The sequence below is a fragment of the Butyrivibrio sp. AE2005 genome, from assembly GCF_000686965.1.
GTDB lineage: Bacteria > Bacillota > Clostridia > Lachnospirales > Lachnospiraceae > Butyrivibrio > Butyrivibrio hungatei_A.
On sequence record NZ_KK366046.1, the window covers coordinates 17,636 to 36,756 of the forward strand.

The following is a 19,121-nucleotide window of genomic DNA, read 5'->3' on the forward strand; positions in this document are numbered from 1 at the left end:
AGAGTCGGTATTTGTTTATGAATGATAAGAAAGAGATACAAAAAGGAATATATCAGGGCCGGAGCCAGGCAGAAGAGTTAAAAAGAGGAATCATAGGGCTCAATATCTGTGAGGAGTGCGGTGGACTATGCACTGCGAGTGTCCCTATTATCGAGGGACTTCCTGTAAATGCGCAGGTAAGCCTTATGGAGCATTCTGTTCATGAGACTCTCAAGAAGAACAGTTATCTTTTCAGAGAAGGCGAACCCGTTGATTCCATATGCATAATACGAAAAGGAAGAGTTAAGCTTTGCAGATACGATTCTCTCGGAAGAGAGCAGATCATAACGATTCTTGCAGATCATGACATCATTTGGGAAGGCATGTTTTTGGATGGCAGTATTTATCCTTATTCTGCGGTTTGCCTTACAAATGCTTCTATTTGCCAGATACACAGGGATGATTTCATTAAAGTTGTGGACGATCCTTCGGCTGCGATGAATATCATCATTCTTTTGAGCAAAAAACTCCACGATGCCAATGAGAGGAACATGCTTCTTTCCACAAAAGACCCGATGGCCAGACTGGCGGGCTTTTTGATGTACAGAGTTGACAGGAGTGTGGGCGATGACATAGTATTAAAACTCGATGACATTGCCGCAAGTGTAAATCTTCGAACAGAGACTGTCAGCAGGAAACTCAGGGAGATGGAAAAGAGCGGGCTTATTGAGCGAGTCGGACATGCCAAGATCAGGGTGCTCGACAGAGATGCATTAAGGGAAATATATATTTATCAGTGATCTATACAGATTATTTATGAAACGGAGTAACAATGGTTAAAGGTGCAATTCATTCAATAGAGACATTCGGTTCGGTTGATGGACCCGGAATCAGATTTATCGTATTCTTAAAGGGATGCAAATTAAGATGCAAGTACTGCCACAATGCTGATACTTGGGATCCCAATTCGGAAGATATGCGTACTCCCGATGAACTTCTGGACTTTGCGGAAAGATACAGAAGCTATTGGGGAACAGAAGGCGGAATTACTGTAAGCGGCGGAGAGCCGCTTCTTCAGATAGACTTCTTGATTGAGCTCTTTAAGAAGGCAAAAGAGCGCGGTATCAATACATGCATAGATACGGCACTTCAGCCTTTTACGCGTGAGGAGCCTTTCTTTTCCAAGTTTGAGGAACTTATGAAGTATACGGACCTGTTACTTGTTGATATCAAGCACATCGACAAGGATGAGCACATAGAGCTCACAGGGCTTCCGAATGACAATATATTCGACGGATTCAAGTATCTGTCGGATATCTCAAAACCCATATGGATCCGTCATGTGCTCGTGCCCGGAATAACCGATGATGATGAGTACCTTAAGAGAACAAGAGAGTTTATAGAGACTCTTTCCAATGTACAAAAGATTGAGGTTCTTCCCTATCATTCGATGGGACAGCATAAGTTCGAGACACTCGGTATTCCTTACAAGCTCGACGGCGTTAAATCTCCTTCAAAAGAGAGAGTTGAAAATGCAATGAAAATATTAAATGGGAAATAATATCATGAGAAGGCAGCTGCGCAATGGAGCTGTCTTTTTTGATGGAGTTAAATAATATTTTAAGAAAAACTCAAAACTTGATTACAATCAATGTTTGGTTGTGTAACAGGTGATATCATCAATCTCGAACAATACATATGATAATATTTTAACGAGGAGTACGTAAAATGAACGAAGCATGGCGCGGGTTTAAGGGAACCCACTGGTTGGATGACGTTAACGTAAGAGATTTCATCCAGAACAACTACACACCTTATGATGGAGATGAGAGCTTTTTGGCTGAGCCTACAGAAGCTACAGATAAGCTTTGGGGCAAGCTTCAGGAGCTCCAGAAACAGGAACGTGAAAAGGGCGGCGTTCTTGAGTGTGAGACAGAGGTTGTTTCTAGTCTTACAGCATATGGCCCCGGATATATTGATGAGTCTATGAAGGACCTTGAGCAGGTTGTTGGTCTTCAGACAGATAAGCCTCTTAAGAGAGCATTCATGCCTTTCGGCGGAATCAAGATGGCTGAAGAAGCTGCTGAGACATACGGATACAAGGTAAATGAGAAGTTCCACAAGATCTTCACAGAGTATCACAAGACTCACAACCAGGCAGTATTTGATGCTTACACACCTGAGATGAGAGCAGCAAGACACAGCCACATCGTAACAGGTCTTCCTGATACATACGGCCGTGGACGTATCGTAGGCGACTACAGAAGAGTAGCTCTTTACGGTATTGACTACCTCATCAAGAAGAAGATGGATGATTACAACAACTGTGGTGACGGAACAATGCTCGACCACATCATCCGTCAGAGAGAAGAAATCTCTGAGCAGGTTAGAGCTCTTAAGGGAATGAAGGAAATGGCAGCCGTTTACGGATTTGATATTTCTGCTCCCGCTAAGAACGCTAAGGAAGCTGTTCAGTGGCTTTACTTCGGATACCTTGCAGCTATCAAGACTCAGAACGGTGCTGCAATGTCAGTTGGACGTGTTTCAACATTCCTTGATATTTATATTGAAAGAGATATTAAAGAAGGAACTCTTACAGAGAAAGAGGCACAGGAACTTATCGACCACATGACAATGAAGTTCAGAATGGTTAAGTTCGCTCGTATTCCTTCATACAACAACCTCTTCTCAGGTGATCCTGTATGGGCTACACTTGAGGTTGGTGGACTTGGAATGGACGGTCGTCACATGGTTACAAAGAACGACTTCCGTTTCCTTCATACTCTTGAGAACATGGGACCTTCACCTGAGCCTAACCTTACAGTGCTCTACACATCTAAGCTCCCTGAGACATTCAAGAAGTATGCTGCAAAGATTTCAGTTACAACATCTTCAATCCAGTACGAGAACGATGATGTTATGCGTCCTATCTGGGGAGATGACTACAGCATCTGCTGCTGCGTATCTGCTACACAGACAGGTAAAGAGATGCAGTTCTTCGGAGCAAGAGCTAACCTTGCTAAGTGCCTTCTTTACGCTATCAACGGTGGTAAGGATGAGAAGTTCCTTACAAAGGACGGCAAGCACATGCAGGTAGGTCCTGAGATGGCTCCTATCACAGCTGACGTACTTGATTATGATGAAGTTATGCACAAATATGACATCATGATGGATTGGCTTGCAGGACTCTATGTAAACATCCTCAACCTTATCCAGTACATGCATGATAAGTACTACTACGAAGCAGCTGAGATGGCTCTTATCGATACAGATGTAAGACGTACATTCGCTACAGGTATCGCCGGATTCTCACACGTTGTAGATTCACTTTCAGCTATCAAGTATGCTAAGGTTACAACTGTTCGTGATGAGTCAGGTCTTGTTGTTGATTACAAGGTAGAGGGAGACTTCCCCAGATACGGTAACGATGATGAGAGAGCAGACGAGATCGCTGTATGGCTCCTTAAGACATTCATGAAGAAGATCGAGAAGCACCACACATATCGTGATTCTGAGCCTACAACATCTATCCTTACAATCACATCTAACGTTGTTTATGGTAAGGCTACAGGTGCTACACCTGACGGAAGACCTGCATTCGCTTCATTCGCACCCGGAGCATCACCTTCATACGGTGCTGAGAAGACAGGACTTCTTGCTTCACTTAACTCTGTTGCTAAGATTCCTTACGAGTACGCTCTTGACGGAATTTCTAACACACAGACAATGAATCCTAACGCTCTTGGTCACGACGATGAGGAGAGATCAAACAAGCTTGTTAGCGTTCTTGACGGATACTTTGACCAGGGTGCACACCACCTTAACGTTAACGTATTTGGTAAGGAGAAGCTCATCGATGCTATGGAGCATCCTGAGAAGCCTGAGTATGCTAACTTCACTATCCGTGTATCAGGATATGCTGTTAAGTTCATCAACCTTACTAAGGAGCAGCAGCTCGACGTTATCGCACGTACATGCCACGAGGCACTTTGATCTTAGATCGTACGTAATATAACATGTAAATAAATAGGGACGGCTCGAGATAATCGAGTCGTCCTTTTTGTATTAATAAAAAAGATCTGAAAGCAATTAAGCTTTCAGATCTTTTAATTTCTTTTCATCTATCTTGCCTTCTGCAATTGTATTTTTTACCCATAACCTAAGGGCTTCAACAGTCATGTCTATATTGTCCAGCTGACGCTGTATTTCGGCGAAATCTTTGAGTTCGTCATCTGTTATGCGCCCGTCTGCCGTTATGTCTATTAAACGAGCTTTCTGGTTGTCCAGAGAATTAAGTGCGGATAACATTCCAAGTACAATCTCCGATAATGATGAAATCTTAACCTCGGGAACATTGCCTTTTCCGATCCGGCACTCGTGAGTGCAGTAGTAGTTGCATAACTCAGGCTTCTTATAAGCGACAGCCATATCTGCAACGTCTTCCGGCTGAACGGATGTCTTATCTGTTTCTATTTTTTCAAGGCGGCTGTCACTTATTGTTCCGATAAGTTCGCTTGCCTGAGCTCTGGTCAGGCCGGCCTCTTCACGTGATGTGAAATAGATGTTCTTATTCTCTTTTACTGATTTCTTACCCATATCTCCTCCGGGGCGATGTTTACTGTGATGTCATATTACTATGCCAATAATGCGGTTGCAATGTTCAAGAAAACAAGCAGTGACAATGCATCAACTATTGTGGTAATGAACGGACTTGCCATAACTGCCGGGTCAAAGCCGAAGCGTGATGCAAGCATGGGAAGGAAACAACCTACGAGTTTTGCAATGAGCACAACAACAAAAAGTGTCAGGCAGACAACAAGTGATGTTGCGATCGGAACGCCGTGAGCAAAGACAAGAAGTCTTATAAAGTTAGCAACGGCAAGGGTAAAACCGCAAAGAACCGCAACTCTTATTTCTTTCCATACTATCTTGAATAAGTCTTTGAACTCAATTTCTTTCAGTGACAATCCACGGATAATTGATACGCTTGCCTGTGAACCTGCATTTCCGCCTGTATCCATAAGCATCGGGATGTATGCGGTCAGTGCAAATGCTGTCAAAGCTGCTTCATAGTGTGCTATGATTCCGCCCGTAAATGTGGCGCTGACCATAAGGAACAACAGCCATGGAATTCTGTTTCTGTAGGTTTCCAATATGCCTACCTTGGGATAAGGCTTATCGGACGGCACGATAGCAGCCATCTTCTCGATATCCTCGGTAGCCTCTTCTTCCATGATGTCCACAACGTCATCGATGGTGATGATACCGACCATACGTGACTCGTTGTCTACAACGGGCATTGCCGTGAAGCCGTACTTCTGGAAGATTCTTGCTGCTTCTTCCTGGTCGGTCATCGTGTTGATACTGATGACATTGGTATTCATTATGTCGCCGATGATCTCATCGGGCTTTGTTATAAGAAGGTATCTGAGCGCAACGGTTCCGACAAGTATTTTCTGTCTCGATACAACGTAACAGATGTTGATAGTTTCGGAATCTACGCCTTTTTTCCTGATTCTTTCGATAGCGTCGTTGACCGTCATATCTTCACGGAGGTCTACATACTCCACGGTCATTATACTTCCGGCTGAGTCTTCGGGATATCTGAGCAGGTGATTGATATCAGCTCTTGTCTCGGGGCTCGCGTTGGCCAGAATACGCTTTACTACACTGGCGGGCATCTCTTCCAAAAGGTCGGTGGCATCATCCGCCATTAAGTTGTCAATAATGTTGGAAGCTTCTCGGTCTGACAGTGAACGAATGATATACTGCTGATCATCCAGTTCCAAGTCGGCAAATACATCCGCAGCCATATCCTTTGGGAGGATCCTGAACATTTTAAGTGAATCCTCATCCTCCATCTCACCCATTGCGGCAGCTATATCAACTGTGTTCATTTCTGAGATGGTCTGGCGGAGCATGGTGTACTGCCTTGCTTCAAGAAGCTCTTTTAGAATCTCAACGATTGTTTTCTCTTCTTGTAATTCCATGATAATCTCCTTTTGCGTATGTGGTTTTTATGGTACTTCGACCAGGAGCAGGATCACTGCCGCATCGATGTGAATCTGACTTCATAAAAACCACCACCTTTCCTTCGGGGATTATCCACTTACGTGAATCGAAACGCTCAAGATAATGAGCATAATTGTTAAAAAATTGCAGTCTGAATGACTGTGAACTATAACGCAAATTAACTTTAACACAAATTGGTTGACTTGTGTATAGAAAGATTTTTGGGAAAAATCGGGTTGTCATGATTGCAAGAATGAGTTATCTTAATAGTGTCAAAAAAGAAGAGGAAGAGTTACTGTTGTGGGGGCGTATATGTAGATTTTGTGGGGGTAAAATGAAAAAGGATTTAATAGGTAAGAAACGTGTGGTTACTGCAATTTTAATGTTTGTCTTTTTTATGGGAATATGTAAGACAGATGTTTATGCGGCAGAAAATAAGGTTCGCGTAGAAGATGGAAATACTGCGGTAAATATGGTGCTTCCCGAATACGGAACATGTTTTATGGGTGGCAAGACTATCTATTCCGATGGAACCGGACGCCTTACGAATGCTTCTGAAGTTTCAAGACTTATGGCCGGAAGTGGATATGACCTTTGGATTTCTGCAAATGAAGGCGAAATGTCGGTAACCGTCGAGAATTTTGATACTAAGGGCAAGGATCTTTACAACATGCCTGATGAAGCAATCAAAAAATTTTTTGGAAATCTCGAAGACCAGATCCGTAATTCAATGAAGAATCAGGGAGTAAAGGTAAGTGAGATAAGTACCGACATCGTCAAGAGCAATAAAAGTAAGTACCTTCGTGTAAAAACAGTTGCTGAGCCGCCTTATGCCGAGGTGTATCAGCTTTGCACTCTCAAACAGAACAAGATGATAACCATCAAACTTGTTTGTTATAACAAAGTCAGAGACATTAATTCATTCGCGCTTAATCCCAATAGTATAGTACAGAATACGACAATTGAAAAAGTTGTAAAGTAAATATATCTTTTTGCCGATATACATTATATAATTAATGTATAGAAGATCGGAGGTGGTCTTATGGGCAAAAAGTGTCTTATTGTAACTATTGTTATGGGCATGTTGCTTATTGTTTTCGGATATGGGAAAACAGAAGATGCCTGCCCCGGATCCGATGCGTCGGATGAAATTGGAATAGACCGAAAACCGGTGATTTATCTTTATCCGGAGGAGGACGCTACAGAGGTTTCTGTAACGCTGGATTATGACGGCAATCTCACCGAGCTTGATCCTATCTTCAACATAGAAAACGGCTGGAAAGTAACAGCCGACAGAGACGGAATGATCACCTATGAAGGAGAAAAGTACGACTATCTCTATTGGGAAGGAGATCCCAATCGCAATTATAACTTTTTCTCAGGTTTTTGCGTAAAGGGAGAAGATACGGAAGCCTTTCTTGAAGATAAGCTTACCGAGATCGGACTTAATGAGGCTGAGAAATCGGAATTTATCGAATACTGGTTGCCTCAGATGGTTGATAATAAGTACAACGTTATCAGTTTCCAGGGAAGTTCCTATACTAAGGGGGCGAAGCTTGATATTGAGCCTAAACCTGATACTTTAATCCGTGTATTTATGGCTTGGTATCCTTCGGATAGATATGTGGGCCTTAATCCTCAGTATCTGGATGAATTCAACAGAGAAGGCTTTACTGTTGTTGAGTGGGGCGGAAACAGAGTAAAATAAGGTTTCTCGTTTTTGCTTGCAACTATTACAATGTTGGTCTAAAATGTTGTGCGTGGTATTGGATAAAATCCGTGCCACGCACAACTTTATTAATGCAGATTTATAATACAGAAATGGAGTAACACTAATGATGCAATCACGTACACATAACTGCGGTGAACTTCGTATCGATAATGTCGGCGAGAGCGTAACTCTTGTCGGATGGCTTGAGAATATGAGAGAAGTCGGAAGCGGACTTGGATTCGTAGTTCTTCGCGACTTCTACGGCACAACACAGATTGTCCTTGAGACTGAGGAAATGGTTAAGACAGCCAAGGCAATCAACAAGGAATCAACAATTTCCGTAAAGGGAGTTGTAAGGGAGAGAAGTTCCAAGAATCCCAAGCAGGAAACCGGAGATATCGAGGTTGTTCCCGAATCAATCGAGATTTTGGGACGCTGCCGTTATAACGAGCTTCCTTTTGAGATCAATCATTCAAGAGAGGCTGACGAGACTGCACGTCTTAAATATCGTTACCTCGACCTTAGAAATCCCGAGGTTAAAAAGAATATTATCTTAAGATGCAATGTAGTTGCAGCGCTCAGAAGCGCTATGACAGAGCATGGCTTCCTTGAGATCACAACACCTATACTTACTGCATCTTCACCTGAGGGTGCAAGAGACTACCTTGTTCCCGCAAGAAAACATCCGGGCAAGTTCTATGCTCTTCCCCAGGCGCCTCAGCAGTTCAAACAGCTACTTATGACAGCAGGATTTGACCGCTATTTCCAGATCGCACCTTGCTTCCGTGATGAGGATGCAAGAGGAGACAGAAGTCCCGGAGAATTCTATCAGCTTGACATGGAGATGGCATTTGCTTCACAGGAAGATGTATTTGCGGTTATCGAGGATGTACTTCCTCCTATATTTGCTAAATACGGTAATTATGACCGTGCTTCAGGAGCTCCGTTCATGAGAATTCCTTATCTTGAGGCAATGGAGAAATACGGAACAGATAAGCCGGATCTCAGGATCGACCTTACTGTTCAGGATGCTACGGAAGTTCTTGCAGATTGCGGATTCGGACCTTTTGCAACTAAGGCAGAAGATGGCTCTGCAACAGATGTAAGGATCAAGGCTGTAGTTATTTCTGATTTCAAAGAGAGCAGAAAGTTCATCGATAAGACAATCGGAGATGTTGAGGTTCAGTCAGGAAATAAGGCATACTGGTTCAGAATGGATGAAAACAATGAACTTGTCGGCGGAATCGCTAAGTTCGTTGCACCTATCAAGGATAAAGTGGTTTCGGCGCTCGGAATTAAGCCCGGTGATCTTGTTGTTCTTTCAAGCGGCAAGATTGGAGCAGCTCAGAAGACAGCAGGTGTTGTTGTTAAGACATTTGGCGCCGCTGTTCCCGGACACATGGACAAAGAGCAGTATACATTCTGCTGGATTGTAGATTTCCCTATGTACGAGATCGGTGAAGAGTCAGGAGAGCTTGAGTTCTGCCACAATCCTTTCTCTATGCCAAGCGGCGGTCTTGAGACACTTCTTAAGGCTGAGAAAGGCGAGATCGATCCTCTTACTATCACGGCGGATCAGTACGATCTTGTATGTAACGGCGTAGAGCTTTCATCGGGAGCTGTTCGTAACCACGATCCCGAGATTATGATAAAAGCATTTGAGATGGTAAGACTTGGCGAAGAAGACGTTAAGGCTAAGTTCCCTGCCATGTACAACGCATTCTGCTACGGAGCACCTCCGCACGCAGGAATTGCACCCGGTGTAGACCGTATGGTAATGCTTCTTGCAGGAGAGGATTCTATCAGAGAGATCATTCCTTTCCCTATGAACAAGAATGCAGCGGACGTTATGATGGGAGCACCCGGATACGTAACAGACAAGCAGCTTGAAGAGCTTCACATCAAGACAACTGCTGTCGAAGAAGAACAGTAAAGAATTCAATATTTTATGAAATATTAAAGGCAATGTCGCTTAAAAACAGATTATATTATCTGTATTTTAGGCGGCATTTTTTAAATATTGCGACACTTATATGCGTAAAACAGTAGCTTTTCTAATTTTGGCATAAACCTTGCAAAAGTAGCTTATTGACAGGGATTGGTTGAGAAATGAACGTAAATAGAGTATCATATAAATTAGGTTTGTTTCGACTTTTATAAGAAAAGGAGTGTAGTCAGAATTCAGATGCAAATGAAGCGAATGTCTGAAATACTTGGTCAATTTGCTATGGTCGGTCAGCTGGGGCTTTCTTTGATAATGCCTCTTTTGATGTGTCTGGGGGGCTGCTATCTGTTATGCTCTAAGCTTTCGATAGGGGAGTGGGTCTATATACCAGGTTTTATCATGGGGCTTGGAGGTTCTATTACAACTGCGTACAAGGTGTATCTGCAAGTAATCAACAAAGAAGAAAAAAAGAAGAAAAACAACAACGAAGTGTCTTTCAACAGGCATCATTGATATTTACGGATGGAAAGAGGACAGCGCATGAAATTACAGAAGGCTGTAAAAAAAGAAACAGGAATAATTGCCGCATCGGTAGCGGTAGGCATTATTGTAATGTATCTTGTATTTTTCTGTTTGCACATGGTAGTTCCCGATTGGGCGCCATTTGACATAAAAGTTATCATAGGCGGAATAGGCGGTTATCTGATCGCTGTAGGTAATTTCTTTTGGATGGCGGTATCTGTGCAAAAGGTAGCATCTATTGAGGATGAAGACAGAGCTAGGAAGACTATGGGAGTGAGCTATAGGTATAGAACGATGATCCAGTTTCTCTGGGTTATTCTTTCTATAGTTTTACCGTTCATCAATCCGGTGGCGGGTATAGCGCCCTTATTCGTTCCCAGCATTGTGATTAAATTACGCGGGATTATATCTGCGGGGAAAGGAGGTTGAAGGCGAAGATATGAGTAAAGAATTCTCGGTCGTAGGCCCCAAGGTATACGCGACTATCCGTACGGGTATTCCCGTTCTCGGAGATCTGAAGATTACAGAGACACTTGTAGTCACATGGATCGTAATGCTGATAATTACAGGTTTGTGTATATTCCTTACCAGGGATCTAAAGATGGAGAACATTTCAAAGAGACAGGCATTTGCGGAAATGCTAGTTGAAATGGGTAATAACTTTGTTCGTAATAACACCGGAAGCACAAAATTTGATAAGTTGATTCCATTCGTTTCGGCTCTGTTTGTTACTAGTGTGGTTTCAAACCTTATCAGCCTTACAGGACTGCGAAGTCCGACAGCAGACTTATCTACAGAAGCCGCCTGGGCACTTGTGGTATTTACAATGATTACCGCAACTAAGATCAAGACTAATGGATTTGGCGGATATTTAAAGGGATTTACGACACCTATTGCGGTTATGACCCCGTTCAATATTCTTTCAGAGCTTGCTACGCCGGTTAGTATGGCGTGCCGTCACTTTGGAAATATTCTCTCGGGTGTAGTTATTGATGGTCTTATCTATTGGGCATTGGGATTGGCATCGGCCGCATTACTCGGACTTATTCCGGGAGCGGTAGGAGACTTCCTCTCAAAGATACCGATCTTGGGAGTCGGATTACCGGCTATCACAGGCGTATACTTTGACTGGTTCTCAGGATGTATGCAGGCATTTATTTTCTGTATGCTGACAGTTATGTACATCGCAAATGCAGCAGAAGAAGGCTGACAAAAAAGTAAAAAATACTAAAGAACAAAAAACAATTAAATTGCGTTTTTAGGAGGCAAAAAAATTATGGGTGATTTTCAGGTATTAGCTAAAGGTATAGCACTTGCAGGTTGTGGAATCGGTGCAGGATGTGCACTTATCGCAGGTATCGGACCCGGTATTGGTGAAGGAACTGCAGTTTCTAAGGCTCTTGAAGCAATCGGACGTCAGCCCGAGTGTAAGAGTGATGTAACAAGCACAATGCTTCTTGGTTGTGCCGTTGCAGAGACAACAGGTATTTATGGTTTCGTTACAGGTCTTCTTCTTATTTTCGTAGCACCTGGAATGTTCATGAACTACCTTAATTGATGAAACGAGCTTTCGTAACGAAGGAGAAACAATATGGGAATAAAGGCTCTTTTGGCAGTGACTGCAGAAAACCAGGCACTTGTCACAGTGAACTTCTGGACCCTTATTCTTCAGATCTGTAACCTCTTTATACAGGTATTTTTGATAAAGAAATTTCTTTTTAAACCAATCAACAATATCCTTGAGAAGAGACAGAATCTTGCGGATAAGGCAATAAAAGAAGCCAGAGAAGCCAAGGAAGAAGCAGATTCTCTTAAAGACCAATATGAGAGCAGCCTTACAAAAGCTCATTCCGAAGCTGCACAGATCGTATCTGATGCGCAGAAAGAGGCTCAGACCAAGGCAGATGCTTTGGTGCAGGATGCACAGAAGGAAGCGGCTGATATCAAGGCAAGAGCTGCTGCTGATATTGAGCAGGAGAAGAAGAAAGCTATCAACGAGGCTAAAGATGAAATCGGCGGACTTGCAATGGATATTGCAGGTAAGGTCGTTGAAAAAGAAATAAACGAGAACGATCACAAGAAGCTCATCGAAGACTTTATTAGTAAAGTCGGAGCTTGATCCAAGAAAAGAGGTAATCATGAGTAAAGCTGGAGATCTTTATGGGCAGAGCCTATATGATCTGGCAGCAGAAGTGAACCTTACGGATGAAATACTGGGACAGATGGAGGTGGTTGAAGGACTCTTTAAAGAGAATCCCGATTATATCACACTCCTTTCGGAACCCTCGGTTCCCAAGAAAGAGAGACTGCAGCTTGTCGATGATGCGCTCAAAGACGGCTGTCAGGAGTATCTTCTGAATTTCATCAAGATTCTTATTGAGAAAGGCTTGCTTAGAGAGTTTTCGGCTTGCCGAAAGAGATTCAGAAAGTGCTACAACTCGGACAACGGCATCGCAGATGCTCTTGTTACATCGGCTGTTGCGCTTGATGATTCACAAGTAGCCAAACTCAAGGAGAAGCTTGAGGGAATAAGCGGCAAAAAAGTTTTGCTCAGACAGAAGGTAGATCCCGGAATCCTAGGTGGTGTCCGTGTTGATCTTGAGGGACAGCTTTTTGACGGAACGGTCAAAGGCAGGTTATCCGAACTTAAGAGACGAGTCGACGAGACAATTATATAAACCAAAATTACGTCGGAGGATAATATGGAACTAAAACCAGAAAAAATATCCGAGGTCATTCGAAGCCAGATAAAGAATTATCAGAATGCAATAATCCAAAACGAGACAGGTACAGTTCTTACCGTCGGTGACGGTATCGCCAGAGTAAGCGGTCTTTTGAACTGTATGTCGGGAGAGCTTTTGGAGTTTGAGAATGGTACATTCGGAATGGCTCAGAACCTCGAGGAAACAGTAGTATCAGCGGTTTTGTTCGGCGAGGATGTAGGAATCAGCGAAGGACAGACTGTTAAACGTACGGGAAGAGTCGTATCCGTTCCCGTAGGAGATAAAATGATCGGACGTGTTGTTAACGCCATCGGTCAGCCTATTGACGGACAGGGACCTATCGAGACAACAGAGTACAGACCTGTTGAATCACCTGCTCCCGGAATCATTGCAAGACAGCCGGTTAAGGAACCTCTCCAGACCGGTATCAAAGCTATCGATTCAATGATTCCTATCGGTAGAGGTCAGCGTGAGCTTATCATCGGTGACAGACAGACCGGTAAGACAACAATCGCAATTGATACGATCCTTAACCAGAAGGGCAAGGACGTTATCTGTATTTACGTTGCTATCGGACAGAAGCGTTCTACAGTAACGGCACTTGTTGAGGACCTTAAGAAGGGCGGAGCTATGGACTACACAATCGTAGTTGCAGCTACAGCTTCAGAACCCAGTCCTCTTCAGTACATTTCACCTTACACAGGTTGTGCAATGGGTGAGTACTTTATGAACAAAGGAAAGCACGTACTCTGCATCTATGATGACCTTTCAAAGCATGCGGTTGCATATCGTGCACTTTCACTTTTGATCAGAAGACCACCGGGACGTGAAGCTTATCCCGGAGACGTTTTCTACCTTCACTCAAGACTTCTTGAGAGAGCGGCTAAACTCTCTGATGAGAACGGAGGCGGATCGCTTACAGCCCTTCCTATCATTGAGACACAGGCAGGTGACGTATCTGCTTACATTCCTACGAATGTTATCTCCATCACAGATGGACAGATATTCCTTGAGACAGAGCTTTTCCACTCAGGAATCATGCCGGCTGTTAACCCCGGTATCTCGGTATCCCGAGTTGGTGGTAACGCTCAGATCAAGGCTATGAAGAAGGTTGCCGGAACACTTAAGCTCGTATATTCACAGTACCGTGAACTTCAGAGCTTTGCTCAGTTTGGATCGGACCTTGACGAAGATACCAAGGCACGTCTTGCACAGGGTGAACGTATCGTTGAAGTCCTGAAGCAGGATAAGAATCAGCCTGTTCCTGTTGAGAAGCAGGTAGCTATTCTTTATGCCGTTGTAAACAACATTCTTATCAAGGTTGAGGCTTCCGATATCGCGGAGTATGAGGCAGGTCTTTATGACTTCCTTGACAGTGATCCTTCAGGAATTGCTGCAATGAGAGACATTCGCGAGACAGGTAAGCTTGAAGCTGAGACTGAGAATAAACTTAAAGAGTCGCTGAACGCATATACAGATAAGTTTTTGCAGCAGAAGAATGCAAAATAATAGGAGGAATTAAAGATGGCTGGAAATATGAAAGCTGTTAAACTCCGAATAAAGAGCGTTCAGAGCACTATGCAGATCACGAAGGCTATGCAGCTTGTTGCGGCATCCAAACTTCGTAAGGCAAAAGAAAAAGCGGATCAGTCCAAGCCTTATCTCGAGACCACACTTGAGACATTGACGGATATAGCAAACGGCAACACGGATTTCAGATCTCCTTTTACCCAGAGTGGTAAAAATGACAAATGGCTCTATGTAGTCATTGCCGGAGACAGAGGTCTTGCAGGCGGCTATAACTCCAATCTTTTCAAGTTCATGGAAGCTGAGACCAAGGAACGCGACGAGATAACCGTTCTTCCTATAGGGAAAAAATCTGTAGAGTACTTCAAACACAGAAATGTGCCTATCTTTACAGAGGAATATTCCGAGGTTGCCAAAGTTACGATTTCGGACTGCTATCAGATTGCAAAACTGATCTGTGATGCATACAAAAACGGAGAGTACGGACATATTCATCTTTGCTATACGAATTTTGTATCCATGCTCTCTCAGGTGCCTACCGCTTCGTCACTTCTTCCGCTTGAAGATCTTCGTTCGGAAGAAAAGAAATCGGACGGAAAGGCAAGAGACCTTATTTTGTATGAACCTGACAGTGAGACGGTGTTCAATGCCATCGTTCCGGAATATCTGGCGGGCATTTTATACTCAAGTATTAACATATCTTATGCAAGTGAACTTGCAGCCAGAAGAACAGCGATGGAGGCTGCAACGGATAACGCAGAAGAGATGATCGATACATTGAGCTTGTACTACAACAGAGCACGTCAGGCAAGCATCACGCAGGAGATCACAGAGATCGTTGCAGGTGCTACACTATAATTAAAGGAGTTTAACAATGAGTGAAAATCATGTTGGAAAGGTAATACAGGTTACAGGACCTGTACTTGACATTCGCTTTAAAGAAGGCGAACTTCCTGATCTTCACAATGCCATAGAGATTATGATAGAGGATCGTAAGCTTGTAGCAGAGGTTGCTCAGCAGGTAGGCGACGACGTTGTTCGTTGCGTTGCCATGAGTTCAACCGACGGTCTTGTAAGAGGCGTAGATGCTACAGACACAGGAAGCCCTATCACAGTTCCTGTTGGTGAGGAATGTTTGGGAAGAATTTTCAACCTTTTGGGTGATCCCGTAGATAACGGTCCCGATCCGAATGCAAAAGAGAGATGGGCAATTCATCGTCCCGCTCCCGCATACGAGGATCAGGTACCTGCTACAGAGATCTTTGAGACAGGAATCAAGGTCGTTGACCTTATCTGTCCTTACGCAAAAGGTGGTAAGATCGGTCTTTTCGGCGGTGCCGGAGTAGGTAAGACCGTACTTATCATGGAGCTTATCAATAACGTTGCTACCGCACACGGCGGTATTTCCGTATTTACAGGTGTTGGTGAGCGTACCCGTGAAGGAAACGACCTTTACGGCGAAATGAAAGAAAGTGGAGTTCTTGATAAGACCGCACTTGTTTACGGTCAGATGAATGAGCCCCCCGGAGCAAGAATGAGAGTAGGCCTTTCGGGACTTACAATGGCGGAGTATTTCCGTGATGTTAAGAATCAGGATGTGCTTCTTTTCATCGATAATATCTTCCGTTTCACACAGGCCGGTTCAGAGGTTTCAGCGCTTCTCGGACGTATGCCTTCAGCCGTAGGTTATCAGCCTACACTGGCTACAGAAATGGGTGCTCTTCAGGAGCGTATCACATCAACAAAGAAGGGATCAATCACATCAGTTCAGGCTGTATACGTGCCTGCCGATGACTTGACCGACCCCGCTCCTGCTACAACCTTCACACACCTTGATGCTACTACGGTTCTTTCAAGAGATATCGCTTCAAAGGGTATTTACCCGGCGGTTGATCCTCTTGATTCAACAAGCCGTATTCTTTCACCCGATATCGTCGGAAAAGAGCATTACGAAGTTGCAAAGGGCGTTCAGCAGGTTCTTCAGAGATATCGTGAACTTCAGGATATCATTGCCATCATGGGTATGGACGAGCTTTCAGAGGAAGATAAGCTTACTGTTTACAGAGCGCGTAAGGTTCAGAACTTCTTGTCACAGAGCTTCTCTGTTGCTGAGCAGTTCACGGGTCTTCCCGGTAAGTATGTTCCTCTTAAGGAGACTATCAGAGGATTCAAGATGATCCTTGACGGTGAGTGCGATGATCTTCCTGAGAGTGCTTTCCTCCTTGTCGGAACTATCGACGAAGTGTTTGAGAAGGCTAAAAAGCAGTAAAGGAGCTGATTATGTCCACTTCATATCATTTACAGGTTGTATCCCTGGATGGTCTTGATTTTGAGGGTGAAGTACAGAAGATAATGCTCCGTACAATAGATGGTGATGTTGAGATCCTTGCTCGTCACACCAATTATTGTACCGCTATCGGAATGGGAACCGCCAAAGTTACCATGGCCGACGGTAGTGAGAGAAAAGCGGCCTGTATCGGTGGAATGATCTCTGTAATGAACGGAGAGGTAAGAGTCCTTCCCACAACTTGGGAGTGGAGCGAAGACATCGATATTGAGCGTGCCAAAGCTGCCAAAGCTAAGGCTGAGGAACTTCTTAAGAACCAACAGCTTGATAAAGAAGCAAGGGTTCGCGCCGAGGCGAAACTGTACAGAGCGCTGGTAAGAATCGGATCCTCGGGACAGGATATCTAAGGAAACACCGAACTAGCAAAAACTGGGAAAATATTAGCATTAAGTACGCGGTAAAATAAGCCTGCGATTAGTATAATCTATCTAACATGAAAGGATGGGGTAATATACTATGGCTAGACTTACTTTACCGCGTTTGTTATCTGACGGGTGTGTTATTCAGAGGAGAAAAAGCATTCATATCTGGGGATGGGACGATGCAGGTTCTGAAGTGACTGCAAGTCTCGCAGGTGAGAGTGTTACAGGGAAGTGCGACGACAAGGGTAGATTCGACGTATATCTTTCTGCGAAGGAGAGCGGCGGACCTTATGAACTTGTTGTTTCTGACGATAAGGGCGAGAGCATTACCGTTAAAGACGTGATGCTTGGAATTGTCTGGCTCTGTACGGGGCAGTCCAATATGGAACTTCCTATCAACAGGGTAAAAGACAAATATCCTGAACTTGTTAACGTTGAAGAAAATAAGAGAATTTCTACTTTTAAGATAGTTGAAGAGACCTGTTTTGACGGCCCCTATGAGGAGCACAATACAGGAAGCTGGAAGCATGTAAGCAAAGATACTATTCTGGATTTTTCAGCTACGGCATACTTTTTTGCAAGTAAGCTCCAGAACATGACGGGACAGCCTGTCGGTCTTATCAATGCAAGCCTTGGCGGATCCAGAGCTTCTTCATGGATGAGCAGAGAGATGCTTGAAGGCTACGATGAGCTCATCGCAGAGACTGATAAGTACAACGATGAAGCTTTCAGAAAGGAGCGCATGGAATATAATGTCGCAAAGGATGAGAAGTGGCTCGGTGAACTTGCGGCTGCCGATGCGGGAATTGAGGGACATTGGGACCTTGAAGATGTCTACGATTCATACTGGGATACAATAACGCTTCCCACAATGTTTACCGGAACACCGCTTGAAGGCCATATCGGTTCTGTGTGGTTTAGAAGAAAATTTGACCTTCCGGGGGAACTTGCGGGTAAAAAAGCCAGATTCTTTTTCGGAACAATGGTTGATTCCGACAGAGTATATGTTAACGGACAGCTTATCGGCGAGACAGGCTATCAGTATCCGCCTCGTAAGTACGATGTTCCCGAAGGCCTTACAAGGGAAAAAGACAACGTTGTTGCAATAAGACTCAGTATCGAACTTGGACTTGGACGAGTTACTCCCGGTCCCGGCAAAGAATATAAGATATTTAATGAGGATGCGTCCGTTAATCTTGACGGCGAGTGGAAGTACAGGATCGGCGCAAAGTGCGGTCCCAAGCCTCCGACTGATTTCATCAACTGGAATTCTTCGGGACTCTTTAACGGCATGACTGCTCCTTGTCACAATTTCCCTATTGACGGTGTTATCTGGTATCAGGGCGAGAGTAATGTTCATGAGAAATGGGATTACGCAGACCTTACAGAGAGAATGGTCAAGGGATACAGAGATTTGTGGAAAGAAGAGAATCTTCCTTTTATCGCTGTTCAGCTTCCCAATTTTGTTATCGATCTCGATGAAAAAGAGAATTGGGGAGAGTTCAGACTTATACAGAACAAGATTCTTTCTATCCCTTCAACCGGACTTGCCGTAACAATGGGACTTGGTGAGGACAACGATCTTCATCCCGTTACAAAGAAGCCTGTCGGTGAGAGACTTGCTCTCTGGGCAGCACATATCAAATATGGTTATAACGGTGAGTATACCGGACCTGTTGCGCTTGCTGCGGCAGCAGAAGGTGACGGAGTTAAGGTTGTGCTTGGACATGCCGATGGATTGTGCGTAGTTGATGCCGATAAAGGCACAGAGATAAAAGACTTCTTCCTTGAAGATGAAGAAGGCAAACTGCACGAAACAGAAGCGGTGCTTGCAGAAAACGCCGTGATATGTAAATGCAAAGACGGAAGCAAAACAAAGTTCAGAAGAGTTCTCTGGTGCTGTGAAAACACATACAGAGGCGGACTTGTATCAAATGTTTCGGGAATACCGATGAGTCCGTTCAAACTCCTGATACATTAAATGATCAAGAAG

General features: G+C 43.9%; 19 protein-coding genes. 17 read left to right on the forward strand and 2 right to left on the reverse strand.

The window, feature by feature from the left end; all coding sequences use genetic code 11:
- Nucleotides 1-17: 17 nt before the first annotated feature.
- The 3 genes from DL92_RS0117260 to pflB all read left to right on the forward strand — a co-directional run bounded on the left by DL92_RS0117260 (nt 18) and on the right by pflB (nt 3,972).
- Nucleotides 18-779 carry a Crp/Fnr family transcriptional regulator gene (locus DL92_RS0117260; RefSeq protein ID WP_026656174.1) on the forward strand — a complete coding sequence of 254 codons (762 nt, stop codon included), beginning with the start codon at nt 18-20 and terminating at the stop codon, nt 777-779.
- Nucleotides 780-811: 32 nt separating this feature from the next.
- Complete coding sequence (gene pflA / locus DL92_RS0117265; protein ID WP_026656172.1) at nt 812-1,540, forward strand: pyruvate formate-lyase-activating protein; 729 nt, start codon at nt 812-814, stop codon at nt 1,538-1,540.
- Nucleotides 1,541-1,707: 167 nt separating this feature from the next.
- Nucleotides 1,708-3,972, forward strand: a complete 2,265-nt coding sequence (pflB, locus tag DL92_RS0117270) for a formate C-acetyltransferase (protein WP_026668422.1) — start codon at nt 1,708-1,710, stop codon at nt 3,970-3,972.
- A gap of 96 nt (nt 3,973-4,068) precedes the next feature.
- Here pflB and DL92_RS0117275 read toward each other — a convergent pair whose 3' ends face one another.
- Together DL92_RS0117275 and mgtE are read right to left on the reverse strand one after the other, a co-directional pair.
- Nucleotides 4,069-4,575, reverse strand: coding sequence for a helix-turn-helix domain-containing protein (locus DL92_RS0117275; RefSeq protein WP_026656170.1), 507 nt, complete (start codon nt 4,573-4,575; stop codon nt 4,069-4,071).
- A gap of 38 nt (nt 4,576-4,613) precedes the next feature.
- On the reverse strand, nt 4,614-5,969 hold the full coding sequence (gene mgtE, locus DL92_RS0117280) for a magnesium transporter (protein WP_026656169.1): 1,356 nt from the start codon (nt 5,967-5,969) through the stop codon (nt 4,614-4,616).
- Nucleotides 5,970-6,325: 356 nt separating this feature from the next.
- Here mgtE and DL92_RS0117285 point away from each other — a divergent pair, with 356 nt between their 5' ends.
- The 14 genes from DL92_RS0117285 (at nt 6,326) to DL92_RS19850 (ending at nt 19,109) form a co-directional block, all read left to right on the forward strand.
- Nucleotides 6,326-6,973: a hypothetical protein gene (locus DL92_RS0117285; RefSeq protein ID WP_026668423.1), complete on the forward strand. Its 648-nt coding sequence runs from the start codon at nt 6,326-6,328 to the stop codon at nt 6,971-6,973.
- A 60-nt stretch (nt 6,974-7,033) separates the two neighbouring features.
- A complete protein-coding gene (locus DL92_RS21630; RefSeq protein ID WP_034469663.1) occupies nt 7,034-7,699 on the forward strand; it encodes a hypothetical protein in 666 nt (221 codons plus the stop codon).
- Nucleotides 7,700-7,826: 127 nt separating this feature from the next.
- A complete protein-coding gene (gene aspS / locus DL92_RS0117295) occupies nt 7,827-9,635 on the forward strand; it encodes an aspartate--tRNA ligase (RefSeq protein WP_026668425.1) in 1,809 nt (602 codons plus the stop codon).
- 258 nt (nt 9,636-9,893) lie between these two features.
- On the forward strand, nt 9,894-10,160 hold the full coding sequence (locus tag DL92_RS0117300; protein WP_026668426.1) for an AtpZ/AtpI family protein: 267 nt from the start codon (nt 9,894-9,896) through the stop codon (nt 10,158-10,160).
- A 27-nt stretch (nt 10,161-10,187) separates the two neighbouring features.
- On the forward strand, nt 10,188-10,598 hold the full coding sequence (locus tag DL92_RS0117305) for a hypothetical protein (RefSeq protein ID WP_026656165.1): 411 nt from the start codon (nt 10,188-10,190) through the stop codon (nt 10,596-10,598).
- Between the two features lie 10 nt (nt 10,599-10,608).
- Complete coding sequence (locus DL92_RS0117310) at nt 10,609-11,379, forward strand: F0F1 ATP synthase subunit A (RefSeq protein ID WP_026656163.1); 771 nt, start codon at nt 10,609-10,611, stop codon at nt 11,377-11,379.
- A 66-nt stretch (nt 11,380-11,445) separates the two neighbouring features.
- Nucleotides 11,446-11,727, forward strand: a complete 282-nt coding sequence (atpE, locus tag DL92_RS0117315; RefSeq protein ID WP_026656162.1) for an ATP synthase F0 subunit C — start codon at nt 11,446-11,448, stop codon at nt 11,725-11,727.
- A 33-nt stretch (nt 11,728-11,760) separates the two neighbouring features.
- On the forward strand, nt 11,761-12,288 hold the full coding sequence (atpF, locus tag DL92_RS0117320; protein WP_034462099.1) for a F0F1 ATP synthase subunit B: 528 nt from the start codon (nt 11,761-11,763) through the stop codon (nt 12,286-12,288).
- A gap of 19 nt (nt 12,289-12,307) precedes the next feature.
- The gene (gene atpH / locus DL92_RS0117325; RefSeq protein WP_026668427.1) at nt 12,308-12,847 is read left to right on the forward strand and encodes an ATP synthase F1 subunit delta; all 540 of its coding nucleotides are present in this window, start codon (nt 12,308-12,310) and stop codon (nt 12,845-12,847) included.
- Nucleotides 12,848-12,871: 24 nt separating this feature from the next.
- On the forward strand, nt 12,872-14,401 hold the full coding sequence (atpA, locus tag DL92_RS0117330; protein ID WP_026656159.1) for a F0F1 ATP synthase subunit alpha: 1,530 nt from the start codon (nt 12,872-12,874) through the stop codon (nt 14,399-14,401).
- 15 nt (nt 14,402-14,416) lie between these two features.
- Entirely contained in the window at nt 14,417-15,277 is an 861-nt protein-coding gene (atpG, locus tag DL92_RS0117335; RefSeq protein WP_026656158.1) for an ATP synthase F1 subunit gamma, read from the forward strand.
- Nucleotides 15,278-15,293: 16 nt separating this feature from the next.
- Nucleotides 15,294-16,688 (forward strand): F0F1 ATP synthase subunit beta, encoded by a 1,395-nt coding sequence (atpD, locus tag DL92_RS0117340; protein WP_026668428.1) that lies wholly within the window; start codon nt 15,294-15,296, stop codon nt 16,686-16,688.
- A gap of 11 nt (nt 16,689-16,699) precedes the next feature.
- Nucleotides 16,700-17,113 (forward strand): ATP synthase F1 subunit epsilon, encoded by a 414-nt coding sequence (atpC, locus tag DL92_RS0117345; RefSeq protein ID WP_026656155.1) that lies wholly within the window; start codon nt 16,700-16,702, stop codon nt 17,111-17,113.
- A 109-nt stretch (nt 17,114-17,222) separates the two neighbouring features.
- The gene (locus DL92_RS19850) at nt 17,223-19,109 is read left to right on the forward strand and encodes a sialate O-acetylesterase (RefSeq protein ID WP_051625406.1); all 1,887 of its coding nucleotides are present in this window, start codon (nt 17,223-17,225) and stop codon (nt 19,107-19,109) included.
- Nucleotides 19,110-19,121: the final 12 nt, after the last annotated feature.

Coding starts and splice junctions, on each gene's coding strand:
- DL92_RS0117260 (WP_026656174.1), top strand. CDS start 18: ATGAATGATAAGAAAGAGATACAAAAAGGAATATATCAGGGCCGGAGC.
- pflA (WP_026656172.1), top strand. CDS start 812: ATGGTTAAAGGTGCAATTCATTCAATAGAGACATTCGGTTCGGTTGAT.
- pflB (WP_026668422.1), top strand. CDS start 1,708: ATGAACGAAGCATGGCGCGGGTTTAAGGGAACCCACTGGTTGGATGAC.
- DL92_RS0117275 (WP_026656170.1), bottom strand. CDS start 4,575: ATGGGTAAGAAATCAGTAAAAGAGAATAAGAACATCTATTTCACATCA.
- mgtE (WP_026656169.1), bottom strand. CDS start 5,969: ATGGAATTACAAGAAGAGAAAACAATCGTTGAGATTCTAAAAGAGCTT.
- DL92_RS0117285 (WP_026668423.1), top strand. CDS start 6,326: ATGAAAAAGGATTTAATAGGTAAGAAACGTGTGGTTACTGCAATTTTA.
- DL92_RS21630 (WP_034469663.1), top strand. CDS start 7,034: ATGGGCAAAAAGTGTCTTATTGTAACTATTGTTATGGGCATGTTGCTT.
- aspS (WP_026668425.1), top strand. CDS start 7,827: ATGATGCAATCACGTACACATAACTGCGGTGAACTTCGTATCGATAAT.
- DL92_RS0117300 (WP_026668426.1), top strand. CDS start 9,894: ATGAAGCGAATGTCTGAAATACTTGGTCAATTTGCTATGGTCGGTCAG.
- DL92_RS0117305 (WP_026656165.1), top strand. CDS start 10,188: ATGAAATTACAGAAGGCTGTAAAAAAAGAAACAGGAATAATTGCCGCA.
- DL92_RS0117310 (WP_026656163.1), top strand. CDS start 10,609: ATGAGTAAAGAATTCTCGGTCGTAGGCCCCAAGGTATACGCGACTATC.
- atpE (WP_026656162.1), top strand. CDS start 11,446: ATGGGTGATTTTCAGGTATTAGCTAAAGGTATAGCACTTGCAGGTTGT.
- atpF (WP_034462099.1), top strand. CDS start 11,761: ATGGGAATAAAGGCTCTTTTGGCAGTGACTGCAGAAAACCAGGCACTT.
- atpH (WP_026668427.1), top strand. CDS start 12,308: ATGAGTAAAGCTGGAGATCTTTATGGGCAGAGCCTATATGATCTGGCA.
- atpA (WP_026656159.1), top strand. CDS start 12,872: ATGGAACTAAAACCAGAAAAAATATCCGAGGTCATTCGAAGCCAGATA.
- atpG (WP_026656158.1), top strand. CDS start 14,417: ATGGCTGGAAATATGAAAGCTGTTAAACTCCGAATAAAGAGCGTTCAG.
- atpD (WP_026668428.1), top strand. CDS start 15,294: ATGAGTGAAAATCATGTTGGAAAGGTAATACAGGTTACAGGACCTGTA.
- atpC (WP_026656155.1), top strand. CDS start 16,700: ATGTCCACTTCATATCATTTACAGGTTGTATCCCTGGATGGTCTTGAT.
- DL92_RS19850 (WP_051625406.1), top strand. CDS start 17,223: ATGGCTAGACTTACTTTACCGCGTTTGTTATCTGACGGGTGTGTTATT.